The organism is Pseudomonas sp. W15Feb34 (genome assembly GCF_023127765.1).
Lineage (GTDB): Bacteria > Pseudomonadota > Gammaproteobacteria > Pseudomonadales > Pseudomonadaceae > Aquipseudomonas > Aquipseudomonas synxantha_A.
Window position 1 is genome coordinate 12,938 of sequence record NZ_SPKN01000038.1, and the last position, 17,175, is coordinate 30,112.

The 17,175-nt window shown below is 60.9% G+C and carries 11 protein-coding genes; 1 reads left to right on the top strand and 10 read right to left on the bottom strand.

The genetic code is table 11. The features are described from left to right. Window positions 1–34: 34 nt before the first annotated feature. From E4O97_RS18590 to E4O97_RS18630, 9 genes are all read right to left on the bottom strand, one after another. A complete protein-coding gene (locus E4O97_RS18590; protein ID WP_216091335.1) occupies window positions 35–3,142 on the bottom strand; it encodes an autotransporter serine protease in 3,108 nt (1,035 codons plus the stop codon). A gap of 114 nt (window positions 3,143–3,256) precedes the next feature. Then, entirely contained in the window at window positions 3,257–6,214 is a 2,958-nt protein-coding gene (locus E4O97_RS18595; RefSeq protein WP_248161916.1) for an autotransporter serine protease, read from the bottom strand. 45 nt (window positions 6,215–6,259) lie between these two features. Beyond that, the gene (locus tag E4O97_RS18600) at window positions 6,260–7,600 is read right to left on the bottom strand and encodes a TolC family outer membrane protein (RefSeq protein WP_005788450.1); all 1,341 of its coding nucleotides are present in this window, start codon (window positions 7,598–7,600) and stop codon (window positions 6,260–6,262) included. Window positions 7,601–7,602: 2 nt separating this feature from the next. Continuing rightward, a complete protein-coding gene (locus E4O97_RS18605; RefSeq protein WP_005788451.1) occupies window positions 7,603–8,916 on the bottom strand; it encodes an HlyD family type I secretion periplasmic adaptor subunit in 1,314 nt (437 codons plus the stop codon). Further along, the gene (locus E4O97_RS18610) at window positions 8,913–10,667 is read right to left on the bottom strand and encodes a type I secretion system permease/ATPase (protein WP_078821396.1); all 1,755 of its coding nucleotides are present in this window, start codon (window positions 10,665–10,667) and stop codon (window positions 8,913–8,915) included. The genes E4O97_RS18605 and E4O97_RS18610 overlap by 4 nt, the downstream gene beginning before the upstream one ends. 99 nt (window positions 10,668–10,766) lie before the next feature. Then, entirely contained in the window at window positions 10,767–11,135 is a 369-nt protein-coding gene (locus tag E4O97_RS18615; RefSeq protein WP_248161919.1) for an AprI/Inh family metalloprotease inhibitor, read from the bottom strand. A 46-nt stretch (window positions 11,136–11,181) separates the two neighbouring features. Then, window positions 11,182–12,615 carry a serralysin family metalloprotease gene (locus tag E4O97_RS18620; RefSeq protein ID WP_005788454.1) on the bottom strand — a complete coding sequence of 478 codons (1,434 nt, stop codon included), beginning with the start codon at window positions 12,613–12,615 and terminating at the stop codon, window positions 11,182–11,184. Between the two features lie 366 nt (window positions 12,616–12,981). Next, window positions 12,982–14,088 carry a P1 family peptidase gene (locus E4O97_RS18625; protein WP_148853203.1) on the bottom strand — a complete coding sequence of 369 codons (1,107 nt, stop codon included), beginning with the start codon at window positions 14,086–14,088 and terminating at the stop codon, window positions 12,982–12,984. Between the two features lie 9 nt (window positions 14,089–14,097). Then, window positions 14,098–15,462: an APC family permease gene (locus tag E4O97_RS18630; protein WP_005788456.1), complete on the bottom strand. Its 1,365-nt coding sequence runs from the start codon at window positions 15,460–15,462 to the stop codon at window positions 14,098–14,100. Window positions 15,463–15,659: 197 nt separating this feature from the next. Between E4O97_RS18630 and E4O97_RS18635 the strand changes: the two genes are divergently transcribed. Next, window positions 15,660–16,445, top strand: coding sequence for a LuxR C-terminal-related transcriptional regulator (locus E4O97_RS18635; protein WP_078821398.1), 786 nt, complete (start codon window positions 15,660–15,662; stop codon window positions 16,443–16,445). Window positions 16,446–16,447: 2 nt separating this feature from the next. Here the strand turns inward: E4O97_RS18635 and E4O97_RS18640 are convergent, their stop codons facing one another. Beyond that, window positions 16,448–16,900 (bottom strand): M10 family metallopeptidase C-terminal domain-containing protein, encoded by a 453-nt coding sequence (locus E4O97_RS18640; RefSeq protein ID WP_032875250.1) that lies wholly within the window; start codon window positions 16,898–16,900, stop codon window positions 16,448–16,450. Window positions 16,901–17,175: the final 275 nt, after the last annotated feature.

Below are 17,175 nucleotides of genomic sequence, written 5' to 3' on the forward strand. Positions count from 1 at the left end.
TTGCTCCCTCGCCACAACCAACTACACCTGACCTTTAGAACGCCCAGTCCAGGCTCAAGCCGACGCCGTGCACCTTCTCTTTGCTGGCCAGCAGGCCGTTGTAGTCAAAGTTCACCCGCGCATCCTTGCTCAACGCCAGGCTGACCCGTGCCCCAACCAGTGCGGCATCCCGCACCATCGGCGCACTTTCGACCGCGAACGACGGGCCACCCGAGGCAAACGCCAGGTGTTGCTCGGAATCGGTGCTGCTCAGGTTGTGCTGCCAGCCCAGAGTGCCGGAGACTTCCAATTGCTGGTGGTCGTTGACGTTGAAGGTCTTCAAGGCGCGCACACCCAAGGTGCTCAACACCAGGTCGCGGCTGTCGTCGCCACTTTTCAGCGCAGCGGCATCGCCCTTCTCTTTGAAGCTGTCCGTGTCCAGGTGCACATAGGCCAGGTTGGCGAACGGCTCCAGGGCCAGCGGTTGCAGGTTGATGCGATACGCCGCTTCGGTGAACACCTGGGTGCTGTGCGCATCGACCTTGGCCTTTTGCTTGCCGGCGACATCGCCGTATTGCAGGTCGCGCTTCACATCGGCGCGGTGCCAGCTGTAGGTCGCCCCACCGCTCAGGCGCCAGGCGCCGATTTCATGCCCGGCATAAGCACCGAAGTGGTAGCTGTCGACCGAGGCGCGGCTATGGGTGTCACTGCCCATGTTCAGCGAGGTATCGCTGTAACCCGCGACCAGGCCAATGCGCGTGGCGTCGTCGAGGGCACCGTCCACCCCGGCAAGCATCCCGCCGATGGAGGTGTTATAGCCAGCGGTGTCGCTGCGGCTGTCGGTCTTGCCCCAGGCGCCCAGGGCCTTGACCCATACGTTGCCACGGCTGTCGATGGCTTGGCTGGTTGCGCCCATCTCGCCATTGCGCAAGCGCTCGCCCACTGCTTCGCGTACATAACGGCTGTCATTGACCAATGCAGTTTGCAGCGCCGGATAGACTTCACCGCTCAGTTGCTGGAACGCGCCCTGGGCCGAAGCGGCCGTCGGTGCCAACAGCAAGCTTTCATACACGCCATTGCCCGCACCCAATTGCTCAGCGGCTGCGGCCACGGCGCGTTGGTTCGGTGTAGCAGCAACACTGGCGAAGCTGTTGGTGCGTGTCACGTCTAACTGCACACCGTTGGCCGCGTAATTCAAGGTGCCGCCGACAAACAGATAGTTGGGCAGTACAGCACCAAAACTGCCGGTGACACCGCCCGCCGCTTGCAGGATGTTGTACTGACGGCCGATCAGGCTTTGGGCCTGGGTTGCACTCAACAGTGTCGGGCTGTTTTCCAGGGCCAGGGTTACGGTGCCGCCATTGAGCGTGGCGGTACCCCCGGCGACGATACGGTCGCTGCTGGCAGGCGATAATTCCACGGCGTAGGTCGAGCCCGGGTTGAAGGTGACATTACCTGCCACGTTCAGGGTGCCAATGGAATTGCCCGGCGCCACGGCGCCGCCGCTATTTGCCGTCAGCGAGCCGATACGCCCCGAGCCACCGATTACGCCGGTCTGGCTGACGATGACATCGGAGGTGACCGAACCGTTGACCGCCAGCAAGCCCTGATTGACCAGGGTCGGGCCGCTGTAGGTGTTGGCGCCGGCCAGCACCAGGGTGCCGATGCCCTGCTTGGTCAAGCCGCCATGGCCTGAAATGTTGTTGCTCCACACATCCAGCCCGCAGTGCACGTCGTTGCAAATGCGCTGGGTCGGTTTGCCCGCGTCCACCACCGCACCGACGCCCGGCAGGTCCGCGACGAACTGCCCGCTGCCATAGGCGCCCTCAATGCGGAACTCGGCAGGAATGTCCTCGGCGGTGATAAACATCCCCGGGCCGTTGACCGCCTTGCCCAGGTTGATCATGCCCCAGCCATACAGCGAGTCGATACCCGGCGCGCCGAGGTCAGTGGCCGTGGTCTTGAGCACCGTGGAGATCTGGTCGCCACTCATGTACTCGAAGCGCTCCATCAGCACCGCTGCTGCACCCGCCACATGGGGGGCGGCCATGGAGGTGCCGTTTTTGTTGGCCCAGTCGGTGGTCAGGTTGTTCAGGTCGGTGCCGTTGATGATCGAGCTGTAGATCTTGGTACCGGGTGCCGACACGCAAAAACTCGCCGCATAGCCGCAACGTGAAGAGAAGGTGCTGATCACATACGGATCAGGGCTGGCGGTGTCCGGGTTCTGCTGCAATGCCGCCACCGACAGCCAGTTCGGCGCAATCTCCGGCACAAAGTACGCCAGGCCGGAAATCGCGTCCGGGTTGTTGCGGTTGTAGTCGTTACCGGCGGCAAAGATGGTCAGCACACCACTGCGGGCCGCGTCGATGGCGCCTTGATAAGCACCACCTGCGATCGTGCCGAGGATCGGCCGGATCGTATTGAACTGCGCCTGGGCTTCATTCACGGTGAAATTGGGGAACGCCGGATCGCGGCCGCCCTTGGCGTACTGGTCACCGATGCCGATACCCCAGCTGTTGTTGATGATGCGTGCACCGCTGGCAACCAACCCGTCCCAGCCGGCCTTGTACACCGCGCCATCGTTGCCGAGGATAATCCCGTCTTCCGGGCCCGGGTCACCGTTTTCGGCGGTGAGGATTTGCGCATTGAACGCCACGCCATGCATCGGCCCGCCATCGCGGTTACCCGCAGCAATGCCGCCGACGTGGGTGCCGTGGTTACCCAGCTTGCCGTTGGAGTCCTTGGACGGCGTGCCGTCGTAGCGGAACGCATCACCGGCTTTCACCGGGATATACGGGTCGGTGTATTGGCGAATGCCCTCGGTGACAATCGTCACCACCTTGTCGGGGCTGGCGAATTCCGGATGCTGGGCGTACACCGGCTGGTCGAAGATCCCCAGCTTGACGCCCTTGCCGGTGTAGCCGGCGGCATACGCGGTGTCGGCATGCACGGCGCCCAAGCCCCAGTCGGCCTTGAACTCGTTGCTGCGCCAACTGGCGGCATCACCCAGCTTGCCGGTTTCCACATAGGGTGCAGCCTGAGCGGTTCCCAGGCTTGCCAGGCAACACAGCAACGCGCCGTATGGCACGCAGCTCAGCGCCTTGAGCGGGTAGCCCGGGCCGGTGTGGATGGCGGTAGTTAACCCTGACTTGCGTTTTTTCACGGTGACCTTCCTTAGTTTTCTTATTGCACGTGTGTAAATCACTTTCTCCAGAACACCGCCGATTCAATGTGGGCGCTGGCTTGCCTGCTCCCACATTTTTTGTTCGCGGTGTCTTCAGAACTGCCAGTTCAGGCTCAAACCCACACCCTGGGTTTTCGCGCGGCCACCCAACTGGCCGTTGTAATCCAGGTTGACCCGCGTCGCGGCATTCAGCGCCAGGCTGGCTTGCAGCCCCACCAAAGCAGCGTCACGCAGCAACGGCGCACTGCGCACGGCGAATGAAGGCCCGCCTGCGACAAACGCCAAGTGCTCTTCGGATTCCACGGCGGTGAGGCTGTGTTGCCAGCCCAACGAACCGGAGAGTTCCAGTTGCTGGTGGTCATTGAGGGCCAGGGTTTTCAATGCCCGTACGCCAAGGGTGCTGAGCACCGCATCGCGGCGGTCACTGCCGCGTTCCAGGGCGGCGGCATCGCCTTTTTCGTGGAACGACTCGCTGTTCAGGTGCACATAGGCCAGGTTGGCGAACGGTTCCAAGGCCACCGCTTGCAGGCGGATGCGGTACGCTGCTTCGGTGAAGACTTGCGCTGTGGTCGCATCCAGCTTGGTTTTTTGCTTGCCGCTGACATCACCCCATTGCAGGTCGCGCTTCACATCCCCGCGATGCCAGCTGTAGGCACCGCCGACACTCAAGCGCCAGTCGCCCAGCTCGCGCCCGGCATACGCGCCGAAGTGGTAGCTGTCGATGGATGCCGATGAGTGCGGGCCGCTGCCCATATTCAAGGAGCTGTCGCTGTAACCGGCGACCACACCCACGCGGGTCTGCTCATCCAGTGCGCCATCCACGCCCGCCAGCAGGCCGCCGATGGAGGTGGTCGAACCGGCCGTTTCGCTGCGGCTGTCACTCTTGCCCCAGGCACCGAGCGCCTTGAACCACAGGTTGCTTTCGCCGCTCACTGGTACGTGGCGCAGGCGCTCGCCCACGGCATTGCGCAGTTGCAGGCTGTCGTTGATCAGCATCGCACCCACGGCGGGGTAGATTTCACCGGACAGTTGCTGCAAACCCTGCTGGGCGGTGGCGACTGACTGCGACTGCAACAGGCTTTCATACACCGGGTTGCTGGCGCCCAATTGTTCGGCAGCCGCCGCCACGTTGCGCTGGTTACGGGTGGCGGCGACGCTGGCAAAACTCGCATCGTTGCGCCCCACGTTCAGTTGCACAGCGTTGGCGGCATAGTCGAGGGTGCCACCGAGGAACAGGTAGTTGGGTAGCACTTGGCCAAACTGGCCCTGGATGCCGCCCGCGGCCTCAAGGATCGAGTATTGCCGGCCAATCAGGCTTTGGACCTGACTTTGACTGAGTAACGTGGGGCTGTTTTCCAGCGCCAAGGTGACGGTGCCGCCGCCCAGGACCGCCTTGCCGCCCGCGACAATACGGTCGCTGCTGGTGGGCGTCAGTTCCACTGCATAGGTCGAGCCCGCGCCGAGGTTCACATCTCCCGCTACCTGCAAGGTGCCCACGGAATTGCCCGGTGCCACGCGGCCGCCGTTGTTTACCGACAACGCGGCGATACGCCCGGAACCGCCAAGGGTGCCGCTGTCATTCACCGTGACCGCCGAGGTCAGCGAACCGTTCACCGCGAGCAGGCCGCCATTGACGATAGTGGCGCCCCGATAGGTGCTGTCACCGCTGAGGACCAGGCTGCCGGCGCCAGATTTGATCAGGCTGCCTTCATACACACGGTTCGCCGCTGCCTGGTCGCGGGCGTTGCCAATGGCGTAGTCGGTCTGGTCCTGCTGGCTGGCGGTGGCGCTCACGCCGTTCTGCCAGCCCTTGTCGATCAGGGTTTGCTGCCAGGCGCTGTGCTCGGCGCGGTCCTCGGCCTGGCGCGCAAGCAAGGCCTGGTCGGAGATACCGTTGCTCCACACATCACCCTGCCCGGCTGCCAGGTTCACATCCATGGCTCCCAGCAATTGCCCCGGGCCGTGCATCGCCCGGCCGAGGTCCGGCACGCCCCAACCGACGATTGCGTTGGGCGCCTGGGTGATCGAACCGTCAAGCTGCGTGGCAGTGGTCAGCAACACCTGCAACGCTTGCTCGTTGGTCATATAGGGATAGCGCTCCATCACCAGCGCCAACGCCCCGGTGGCATGGGGTGCCGACATCGAGGTGCCGGATTTGACCCCATAACCACCGTCGGGAATGGTGCTGTTGATCAGCGCGCCGGGCGTGGAAATGCACCAGTATTTGGCGATACCGCACTTGTTGTATTTCTGGTTATTAGCCTTATCCAGCCCCGACACCGCCAGCCAGTGGCCTTCCAGTTCCGGCTGAAAATACGGCAAGGCCGAGCGCACGCTGGCATTGGCATAGCCGCTGTTGCCGGCGCTGAACACGTTGATCACCCCGGCCTTGGCCACATCCGCCGCGGCGTCCAGCCAGGTGCCACGGTTGTAGTGCTGGGCGTAGGCGGCGTGCAGGTCACCGAGGGTCTGGTAGCTGACATCCTTGGGCTGGCTGCCCCAACTGTTGTTGATGGCGCGCACGCCGGAATCCACCATCGCGGTGTATACCGTCTTGAAGTACTTGGGGTCTGGCGTCGGGCCGAACAGGAAGCTGTCGTTGGCGTTGGTGTTGCCCACATAGACTTGCGCGTTGTACGCCACGCCGTGCATGCCCACGCCGTCGCGGGCGGCGCCCATGGTGCCGGTGACATGAGTACCGTGGGAATCGTTGTTGGGGTTGAGCGCGCCCGTGGTGCTGAACGCGCTGCCGTCGACATAGGTGCCGGTGGCGGTCACCGCATGAAAGCGGTCTTTGGAGGCTTCGGGGTGATTGGCATCGAAGCCCGAGTCCAGCGCGCCGATTTTCACGCCTTGGCCACTGATCCCGGCGGCGTAGGCTTCATCGGCCTTCATACGGCCCAGGCCCCAATCGCTTTGGTATTCGGCCGAACGCCAACTGGCCGGGTTACCCGCTTGGCCGGTCTCGGTGTATTGCGCCTGTGCCGCAACGGACAACAACAGCAATGAACCTGCGGTGAAGGGTTTGAAACGCTGTGAATCAGTGATCATCTGCACACTCCTGATTATTGTTATTCCCCTTATAGGAGCGAACTCCTAAAGGTTTTTATCCGGGCCGAAGGCCTCGTCTACCTTGGCCAGGTCGGTGTCGCGCAAGTTGCCCGCGTAGTAGTGCAATTTGGTCCAGGCCATCAGGTAGTCGTACCGCGCCTGGGCCAGGTCGCGGCGAGTGCTGTAGAGCTGCTGCTCGGCATTCAGCGCATCAAGGTTGACCCGCTCGCCACCAAGGATGCTCTGCTTGGTCGACACCACCAGCGCCTCGGCGGATACCAATGCCTTCTGGTAGGCACGCAGCTTGCTCACGCCCGACAGACATGCACTGAACTGGCGGCGCAGCTCGATCAGGGTTTCGCGGGTCTTGCCTTCCAGCTCGTACTCGGCCTGCTCCATTGCGCGGCTGGCCTGGCGGGTGGAGGCCGAAATACCGCCACCGGCATACAGCGGCATGCTCACTTCGACGCCAATAGTGTTGGTGTCGTAGCGCTGGTTGTAGGTGTTGCCGCTGTCGGACTCCTGTTTGCGCGACGTGGCATACGCGGTGATTCGCGGCAAATGCCCGGCACGGTTGCGTTCCACTTCATAGCGCGCCACTTCCAGCGACTGGCGCTGTGAAGCCAGTACCGGGTTGTTGGTGAGCGCCAGTTCATGCCAGGTGTCGTAATTGGCCGGGGTCAGGGTGAACGCGGCAAAGCTCTGGTTCAGCGGCGCCAGGTCGTTGATGTTGACGCTTTGCACGCCGATCAACGCGCCCAGCTCCCTGAGTGACGCATCCTGCTCATCCAGGGCCTGGATCTCTTCGGCAGTGGCCAGCTCGTAGCGCGACTCGGCTTCAAGGATGTCCGTGCGCGTGCCCTCGCCGGCCTTGAACAAGTGCTCGTTCTGCTGGAATTGCTGCTCGAAGGCCTTTTTCTTTGCCCGGGCGATGTCGATCTGATCCTGGGCAAACAACGCCTGGGTGTAATAGCTCAACACCCGCACCAGCAGCGCCTGGCTCTTGTCGCGAAAGCTTTCATCGGCAAACAGCGCCTGGGCCACGCCCTTGCGGTAGTTGGCATAGGCTTCGTAATCAAACAACGGTTGTTGCAGGCTGAAGGTGGAGCCGTAGCTGTTGTAGTTGCGGTCGTCCCTATAGCTGCCGCCGCGCCCGTCGGGCAGATGCGCCTCGGAGTTGTTGCGGCCCTTGTTGTAGTTGTAGGACAGCCTCGGCAGCAGCCCGGCGCGGCCGATGGTGCGGTTTTCCAGGCCGGCGTCGCGCTCCTTGATCGCGCCGAGGAACACCGGATCGTTGCGCAGCGCCTGCTCGTAAACATCGAACGGGCCCATGGCGGCCTGGGCACTGCCACACACCAGCAATAGCGAAATGAACACTGGCTTCATGCTCATTCCTCAGTCAACGCGGAGCCGGCGCGATCCAGCAGCGGCTTGAACAGGTAATTGAGCAATGACCGCTCGCCGGTACGCACGAACATCTCGGCAGGCATACCGGGCTTGATCACCAAACCGTGGAGTTTTTCCATCGCCGCGTCGCTGACGCTGGTGCGCAGCACGTAATACGGCGCGCCGGTTTTTTCATCGAGCATCTGGTCGGCGGAAATCAGGCTGACTTCGCCCGGCACCCGTGGCGTGCGGCTCTGGTTGAAGGCGGTGAAGAGGATATCGACGGGCAAGTGCGTGCCGACCTTGTCCACCAGATGCACCGGTAGATGCCCTTCCACTTCCAGGCGCGTGCCCTGGGGCACGATTTCCAACAGGGTTTCCCCGGCGCGCACCACGGCGCCTTCGGTGTGCACGCTGAGGTTGACGGCGATGCCATCGGCCGGCGCGTTGATTTCGCTGTGTTGCAGGTTGAACCCCGCAGACGTGAGTTGCTGCTCCAGGGTCAGGCTGCGCAATTGCGCGTCGGCCAATTGGCTGCGCACCTCTTTTTGATACTCCTCGCTGTGCTGCTGCAATTTGAGCCGCGACTCGACAATGCCCTGCTCTATCCGGCCGCTTTCACCGGCGTTTTGCGCCAGGTCCTGCTGCACCTGAGACAACTGGCGCTGGTAGTCCATCAGCCGGTTGCGCGGGATGTAGCCGTTGTCGGCCAAGGGTTGCAGATTGCTCAGTTGCGCGCGCAGGGATTGGGCCTGGGCGGTCAAGTCACTGCGGGCACGGCGCATACCGCTCAACTGGGAGGTAGCGCCTTCGATGCTGGCGCGAATCCCGGCTTGTTCACGGGCGAAGGCGTCGCGGCGGCTGCTGAACAGCTGGCGCTGGCCTTCCAGCACCAACGCCAGGGCTGGATCAGGATTGGCGCTCAGCTCGGTGGGAAAGGTAATGCTCGGCAGATTGTCGCGCTCGCTCTGCCAACGCGCCACACTGGCCCAGGCCATGCGGTACTGCGCTTGCAGGGATTGCACGTCGGCCTGGTTCTGGGTCTGGTCGAGACGAAACAACGGCTGGCCTTGCTTGACCAATTCGCCCTCCTTGACCAGGATGCGGCTGACCACACCGGGGCTGAAGGTTTGCACGGCCTTGCGCTTGCCCGACACCACCACGGTGCCTTGCACCGGGATGCCCTGATCCAACGGTGCCAGGCTGGCCCAGAGGAAAAAACCACCGGCACCGACGACCGTCATCAGCCAGCCCATACGCACGAAGAAGCGGGCATCGCGCTCTTTGAAACGAGGTTCTACCGTAATACTGCTCATGCGCCTGGGTTCCTTGCGGCCGGGTACTGACGACTGAAACTGACACCGGTTTTCTCTTTCGGCGCTTCCTGCTGTTGCCCGGACAACGCCCGCAGCACTTCCTGGCTGGGCCCGAACGCTTGCAGATGGCCTTCGCCGAGCACCAGCAATTTGTCGGCCTGGGCCAATGCCGAGGAGCGATGCGTCACCAGCACGACGCTGCTGCCTTGGGCTTTCATCTGCACGATGGCGCTGGCCAACGCCGCTTCGCCGACCGTATCGAGGTTGGAGTTGGGCTCATCCAGCACGATCAGGCGCGGCCCGCCGTACAGGGCGCGGGCCAGGGCTACACGTTGTTTCTGGCCACCGGACAGGCCGCCGCCGTTGTCGCCCAGCACCGTGTCGTAGCCTTGGGGCAGGCGCAGGATCAGTTCATGCACACCGGCCTGTTGCGCGGCCTTGACCACCAGCTCCGGGTCGGCCTCGCGAAAGCGTGCGATGTTGTCGGCGATGCTGCCGCTGAACAGCTCGATGTCCTGGGGCAAATAGCCGATGTGCGGGCCGAGGTCGTCGCGGTCCCAACGGTGAATGTCCGCGCCGTCCAGCCGCACGGTGCCGGCCAGGGTCGGCCACACGCCCACCAGCACGCGGGCCAGGGTGGACTTGCCGGAGCCCGACGCGCCCAGCACGCCCAGCACTTCACCGGCCGCCAGGTTGAAACTGACTTGATGCAAGGTCGCCATGTGCCGCCCCGGTGGGCCAGCACTGACCTGTTCGAAACTGACCTGACCCTTGGGCGCCGGCAAGGCCATTTGCTCGCCCTCTGGCGGGAATTCACGCAGCAGCCCATCAAGGCGCTGGTAAGCCAGCTTGGCCGAACTCCATTGCTTCCACACCGCGATCAGTTGGTCGATGGGGCTGAGTACGCGGCCCATCAGGATGGAGCCTGCGATCATCATCCCGGCGGTCATCTGGCCCTTGATCACCAGGTAGGCGCCCAGCCCCAATACCAAAGATTGCAGGCACAGGCGCAGGGATTTGCTCAGAGAGGTAATGACCGACCCGGTATCGCTGGCGGTGTTCTGGAAGCCCAGAAACTGCGAATGCACCCCGAACCAGCGTTTGCGCAATGCACCGAGCATACCCATCGCCTGGATCGTCTCGGCGTTGTGCAGGTGGCTGGTGGCCAATTGGGTTGACTGCTGGGAAAACACACCCGCCTCGCCCAATGGTTTTTTGGTCAGGTATTCATTCAGGCAAGCCAGGGCAATCAGCAATGCCGCGCCAGCCGTGGCCAGCACGCCGAGCCACACGTTGAAGAGGAAAATCACGAACAGATAGATCGGGAACCATGGCGCATCAAAGAACGCGAACAACGCAGGCCCGGTGATGAATTGACGCAGCGCGGTCAGGTCGCCCAGTGATTGCCCGGCATGACCCTGGCCGCGTTGCAGGTTGCGTTCGAATGCGGCCTTGTACACGCGCAGATTGAAACGCCGCTCCAACTGGCTGCCAATGCGAATCACGATAAAGCTGCGGATAACTTCAAGCAGGCCAATAAACGCAAAGAAGCCCACGACCATCAGCGTCAACATCACCAGGGTGGTTTCATTCTGGGAGGACAACACACGGTCATACACTTGCAACATGTAAATCGACGGCACCAGCATCAGCAGGTTAATCAATGCCGTGAAACAGCCGACGCTGATCAAAATACTCTTGTATTCACCCAGCGCCCTGAATAAGGGCGCAACCCCTTGGGACTTCGCCATATTGTTTTATCTTCCTGGAGCGCACTGCACGTAATAGTCGCCCTGCCGACGAAGCGCACGGCCAACTGCTAAATCGAGTTATATGCTTATAACTTTTAACTAAGGCATTCGTTTCAGCTCGACAACTTGCCCGGTTTTAGTGCGGGCTTGATATTCGCCTTCTTTCTGGCGATTCAAATGCGTGATCCCTGAGCCTTCGGCGTTAAACAGCCAAATGCCGTCCGGCGTTGGCGACCACGTCTGTGGCTTGTCGCCCAGCAATTGCTCCACACAAGCGATATCGCCTCCCAGGGCATTGGCCTGTTCCAATAAATCCAGCGCGCATACCTGGTCCTGCTGCTTCAATTGCCAATGCCCGGCCAACTGGGCGGAGGTCGGTAATACAAGACTGCTAGCCATTGCGTGGGCTCCTGCCAAAACGAACAACACCTGCGAAGCACAGGCGATCAAATGAGAAAAACGTGGCATATAAAGCTCCATCCTGGAGCGCGGCGCCGAGGCGCCGCGCCGTGCATCAGGCCACGATGTCGCTGACGGCTGCCTGGCCAACGGTGGTGACGAGGAAATCCGCCACGCCGTGCCCGGAGAAGTCCACGGCCAAGGTGCCCAGGTTAGTACCCGAGGCATAGCTCAGCACAGCATCGCCGGCATGGCCGGTGAACGCATTGACGAAGCTCAAGCCCGCCCCCTTGGTGATGCCCGACAGATCGATCTTGTCGGAACCGGAGGTGAAGTCAAAGATCTTGTCCGCAGCCCCTGGCTTGGAATCGGAACTGGCACCGTACACGAAGGTATCGCTGCCGGCCCCGCCCCACAGTTGGTCCGCACCGCCGCCGCCGTAGATGAGGTCGTTGCCGGCCCCGCCCTTGATGGTGTTGGCGACTTGGTTACCAATGATCAGGTCGTTGCCCGAACCGCCGAATGCGTTCTCGATGGTGACGCCCTTGGCGATCGACACGTTGCCGACCAGGCCGCCAACATCGGAGAACGAGGTGGCAGTGAGGTTGATCTTCTGGTTTTGAGTGAAGCCAGAGAAGTCCAGGGTGTCGTTGCCGCCACCGTCCCACACCGAGAACACCAGCTTGTCGGCGTTGGATGTGGCGCTGAGGAAATCACGCCCGGTGTTGGAGTTGAACCCGTAGGTGGTGTCGCCGGCGCGGGTGTTGAGGTTGGCACCATAGAGCTTCTGGATCGCGGCGATGTCGTCGATCAGCGGGCCGGAAGCGTAAGCCTCGACGCCACCTTTGCTGAAGTTCTGGTTGGTGTTGCTCTCGCTCCAGTAACTCATGAGGCTATAGCCACGCGTGTCCTGTCCATAGGTCGCGTCGTTATAGGTCGGGTTGCCGTTCCCGGCGTTGTAGTCGCCAGGGTGAGCCAGGCCCAGGGTGTGGCCGATTTCGTGGGTCAGGGTCTGCCGACCATAGTTGTTCAGGTCCGGAGTCTTGTTCGGCGTGTAGCTGTTGTTGGTCAGGTACCACGAGGTGCCATCGTAGCCCGCACCGGTGCCGGGCAGGTAAGCGAAGGCCGCGGCGCCGTCCTGGCCGCTGCTGTAGTTGCCGAAGGTCATGTGACCGTCACCGCCGGAAGCCTTTTCGGTAAAGGTCACGTTGGCGACATCCGACCAGGATTGCATGGCCAGTGCGGCCTGTGCTTTCTGCTGGGCGTTGAACTGGCTGAACCCTGAGATGCCATGTTTGTTCATGGTGCTCTGGGTAGCCGAGGTGAGGAAGGTGTAGGTCAGATCGATCTTGCCGTTGCCATCAAAGTCCCGATACGCGGCGCCATCCCGCAGCAGCTGGGTCGCTGCCTGGTCCACGGTGTAGGACGGTTTGCCATTGACTGTGAGGTTACCGCCACGGTCATACAAATGGCTGAAGCTATCGATTTGCGAGTAAGCAGTGCTGGCTTGCGCGGCAGATACAATAGCTTTGTCTTTTACTTTTGACATAAACGTACTTCCTTGTTTGCAAGTGCATCAGTCTTTGTTCGATAGGAACCTCGCGGGCGAGGATAGTCCTATCACTCACCTCTTTTGAAGGCGTAAGAAAACTGACACAACTTGAAATCTTTCGTCTACATCTATTTCCACAGCAAAAATGTGACACAGGTTCAACTTGAGGAAGTCCCACGCAGTGTTTACTGGGAACGCTTGCTTTTACCCGCCGAATTCGAGCGCCGCATTATTTAAATATTAAATAGCAGTAAAGCCGCTCCAAGTTGAGCGGCGCACTTGAGTAATGGATCCAATATATTGTCACGGTGTCATTAGCGGCATTAAATAGCCACTACTTGCACTATTAAAGTGCAGTGTCCCCTATTGCCGGGGCACACTCCAGCCACACTTGTGCAATGCTGCCAAGAGGGTCTCGCCGGCCAGGCCAGGCACCTGGACACCCGCCTGTGTGGTCATGTCTTCCCCTGCCAGCATCGCGTTGATGATTGCTTCTTCCACTGCCTCCGCCGCCGCGCTGAACAGTGGAGAAATATGATCGTTATTGACCATATGCAACGCGGTACGCAGCGGCAGGTCCTTGCGCCCGTAGTCCGCCTGCGGCAAATCCTGATTACCGGTGGCAAAGGCCAGAAACAAGTCACCGCTGGAATCCTCGGTGCCGCCACCGGTGCGTGCGATACCGATGGACGCCCGCTGCGCCAGGCGTTGGCACTGATGGGGCAGCAACGGCGCGTCGGTGGCGATAATCACCACGATGGACCCCATGCCGGGCGTGCCCTGCTCGGCAAAGGGCGAAGTGATGTCCATCAAATGTCGGCCCACCGGGTAGCCATCGACCCGCAGCTCCTGGCGCTTGCCATGGTTGGCCTGCACCAATACGCCGACGGTCCAGCCGCCCTGCTCCGCCGACAAGCGCCGGGATGCGCTGCCGATGCCGCCCTTGAACTCATGGCAGATCATCCCGGTGCCGCCGCCCACGGCGCCTTCCTGCACCGGGCCGGTTTCGGCATGGTCGAGTGCCTGGCGCACATGCTCAGGTTGCACATGCTGGCCCCAGATATCGTTGAGCAGGCCGTCATAGGTTTCCATGACCACCGGCATGCACCAGTACACCGCGGGGTCTTGCAGGCGTTCGCGCTCCAGGGCGATCAAGGTGTCACGCACGATCCCGACGCTGTGGGTGTTGGTGATGGCCATCGGCGTGGTCAACAATCCGGCCTCGTTGATCCACTCAAGGCCGGTGGCATCACCATTGCCGTTCAGCACGTGGTACCCGGCAAAACAGGGTTGATGCCGGGCCTCACCGGCGCGTGGCTGGACCACCGTCACGCCGGTACGCACCTGCTTGCCGTCGACACGCGTCTTGAGCGTGGTGTGGCCGACGCGAACCCCGGGAACATCGGTGATGGCATTCAATTCGCCAGGCGTGCCCAGCCCCAGCGTGATACCCAATTGACGTGCGCGCATACCCACTCCTTACAATTTCTGAAAAACCGGACTCGACCGGCCACTGATGCAATACAAAATCACCGACAGCGCCAGCAAGCCGATAATGACCATGATGTCGCGCATCGACGCCTCAAGGATCAAGGTCACTAACAGATACCCCGCGCCGAGCACCGCCAGCACGGCCGGCAACGGCCACAATGGCATGCGATAGGGATGTTCGCGATCACGCAGCAGCACCCGGCTCATCAGCGCGCTCAGCGCCACCACCAGGTACACCAGCATGATCAGCAATACGCTGAACGACGTCAGATCCGCCAGGTTCGAGCTGAAACTCAACAGCGCCGAAGGAATCGCCAGGAACAACGTAGCCAGCCACGGCGAATCCCAGCGCGGATGAATCCGCGTGAACAGCTTGTTGATACTCGGCGTCCACAGTGCATCGCGTCCGCTGCTGAACACCACCCGGCCGATCTGGATGACAATGGCCACAATTGCGTTGAACACCGACAGGAAAATCCCGGCACTGACCAACCGCGACAGGGTTTCATTACCGTGACTGGTCAACAGATAGCCAATGGGGTCGGGGCTGCTGATCATCTCACTCAGGGACGGCGCGCCGATCAAGAGTGCGGTGATTGGCACCAGTTCGATCACCACCACCAACCCCAGGGACCACAGCACCGCCTTGTGTACCCCCTTGCCGCCGCATTTCATGTCTTCGGCCAGCAACACCGCCGGGCCGTAGCCATTGAATGAGAACAGGCCAATACCGACGGCACCGATCACCAGGGCCCAGGGCGCGAGGTGCAACACGCCGTTTTCGACGATCTGCGGCTGGAACAATACGCTGGCCGGCTGCACCGGGTTGCCGAAGCCGATCACCACAATCACCAGCAACGCTGCCACTTCCAACAGCAGGCAGGTGCCGGTAATCCAGGCATTGAGCTTGATATTGAGAATGCCCAGGGCGTAGCTGCACACCACGATCACCAGGGCGACAGTTTGGGAGTCGAAGTTCGTGCCCAAGGCATTATTCAGATAAGTCGCCGCACCAGTCGCCAATACCGGCGGGATAAACAACAACATCACCAGCACTGTCAGGAACGTGGCGTAGCCGGCCATGCCACCAAACACGCGCTTGGCATACACATACTCGCCACCGGCACTGTTATGGGCGCGTCCGAGTTCGGCGTAACAGAAGGCGAACATCAACGCCAGCAGCCCGGCCATCACAAACGCCAGGAACACACCGCTGCCCGCTTGCTGAATGGCGAACGGGGCGATCACAAATACGGAACTGGCCGGCGTCACCGCGGAAACGGTGATAGCCACTACATCAAAGACGCTCAAGGTGGGCTTGAGCACGCCATCGGGCGTGGGGGTAGCGCTCATATCGTTATCCTCTGTCGTTGTTTTTGGTGTGAGGCAGAAACGAAAAATGATGTGTGTGCGGGATATGCTTCCCGTTGAATAGTGACGACGTTATCGGCTGGCGGGCCGGTAGGCCAATTCCCCTATTGGCGTACTCCCCTTGACGGTACCGGCTAAAAGCCGAACCCTTGGCCGATCTTTTGAGGGGAGCCAGTGATATGAGCCTGTTCCGGGAAATCGGCATGCACGCGGGATTGGGGCGCACCCTGTCACAAATCGGCACCGAACGGTTCTGGAAACAATTGGTGCTGTTATTGCACCAATGCCTGCCCTTCGATAACGCCCTGGCGATTTTCTACCCGCTGGACGGCCCGCCCCAGGCCCTTGAGGAGTACGACGCCCAGCCCAGCAGCAAACCGGCGTCGATGCTGGTGTACCTCAACGGTCTGTACCTGCTCGACCCGTTCTACCAGGCGTGCCGCGAGAACTATGCCAGCGGCGTGTACCGCCTGGAGGAAGTGGCGCCGGACCATTTTCGCCAGAGTGAGTACTTCCTCAACTACTTCCACGACAACGTGCTGGAAGACGAAGTGCAGTTGATCCTGCAATTGCCCGGCACGGGCACGCTTTCACTGTCCCTGGGTATGCAGCGACGCTTCAGCTTTGAGGAAACCGGGCTGTTGACCACACTGGCTGCTTGGGTGCTGCCATTGATGCAGCAGCACTGGCAGCAAAGCACTCAGCGAGCACCGGCAATAGACAGTCAGATTCGGGACGCGCTGAGTCATTTCGGCAGTGGTGTACTGTCGGACCGCGAGCTGGAAATCGCTCGCCTGGTGTTGCGGGGTTTTTCCTCCAAGGCCATGGCCGAACGCCTCAATATCTCGCCGGACACGGTCAAAGTGCACCGCAGGCACCTTTACGCCAAGCTCGATATCTCGTCACAGCCCGAGTTGTTTTCACTGTTTATCCAGTCGCTGGGGCATGACCTGGAGAACCCGTAGGCTTAATCCGAATGGAAGAAATTAATATGCTGCGGCAACAGATTTACACCATCAACGCGTACGGAAAAGTTCGGCCCTTCGGCATTGACTTTGATAGTCAATGTACTCACGCCGAACGCGTGGCTCAGTTGCACATCGCCCACCTCCACAGGCGGGCCTGGTTGAATATTGATTGCCGATATAGCGTGGTCCTTTAACATCAGGGACACATCGATCTCATCTTCTTTCGGATTGAAATTCAGGATCGTGTCCGGATCATCGCTGAGAGAGTCGGTGCTTTTTTCATATTTGAATGTATTGGCACCCTGACGCCCCACCAGTTGGTCGCCGCCTGCCCCGCCGACCAGCACTGAAGGCTCGCCGCGCCTGGCCTCCAGGCGTTCGCGCTGGTCTGTGCCACGTAATTCGGACTGGGTCCATGTACCGCCGATGGGAAGGCTTTCTATGGAAGACATATAAGTCACCTGTTGATAATCAGTTATGTGAGAGTGTTACGTGTTGCGGCCGAAATCTCTCACAGTGGCCCCCCTTCTTTCCATTCGGAATAGTTGACAGAAAATGTCTTAATCATGACGCCATTATTTGTTTAACCAGTGGCCGACTAATTATCTGAAAAGTGTCAATTAACGTCCGGTGCGATATAGACCGACCCGTTGCACAACTTGATAGCAGCCAACAGTAACCACGATGCGAAGCGAGCCGCTCTTGATCTTGATCTTGATCTGCTTTT

Excerpts from the sequence above, each read along its gene's own strand:
- E4O97_RS18600 (WP_005788450.1), bottom strand. The coding sequence starts at position 7,600 with ATGAAGCCAGTGTTCATTTCGCTATTGCTGGTGTGTGGCAGTGCCCAG.
- E4O97_RS18620 (WP_005788454.1), bottom strand. The coding sequence starts at position 12,615 with ATGTCAAAAGTAAAAGACAAAGCTATTGTATCTGCCGCGCAAGCCAGC.
- E4O97_RS18635 (WP_078821398.1), top strand. The coding sequence starts at position 15,660 with ATGAGCCTGTTCCGGGAAATCGGCATGCACGCGGGATTGGGGCGCACC.
- E4O97_RS18595 (WP_248161916.1), bottom strand. The coding sequence starts at position 6,214 with ATGATCACTGATTCACAGCGTTTCAAACCCTTCACCGCAGGTTCATTG.
- E4O97_RS18625 (WP_148853203.1), bottom strand. The coding sequence starts at position 14,088 with ATGCGCGCACGTCAATTGGGTATCACGCTGGGGCTGGGCACGCCTGGC.
- E4O97_RS18640 (WP_032875250.1), bottom strand. The coding sequence starts at position 16,900 with ATGTCTTCCATAGAAAGCCTTCCCATCGGCGGTACATGGACCCAGTCC.
- E4O97_RS18630 (WP_005788456.1), bottom strand. The coding sequence starts at position 15,462 with ATGAGCGCTACCCCCACGCCCGATGGCGTGCTCAAGCCCACCTTGAGC.
- E4O97_RS18615 (WP_248161919.1), bottom strand. The coding sequence starts at position 11,135 with ATGCCACGTTTTTCTCATTTGATCGCCTGTGCTTCGCAGGTGTTGTTC.
- E4O97_RS18605 (WP_005788451.1), bottom strand. The coding sequence starts at position 8,916 with ATGAGCAGTATTACGGTAGAACCTCGTTTCAAAGAGCGCGATGCCCGC.
- E4O97_RS18610 (WP_078821396.1), bottom strand. The coding sequence starts at position 10,667 with ATGGCGAAGTCCCAAGGGGTTGCGCCCTTATTCAGGGCGCTGGGTGAA.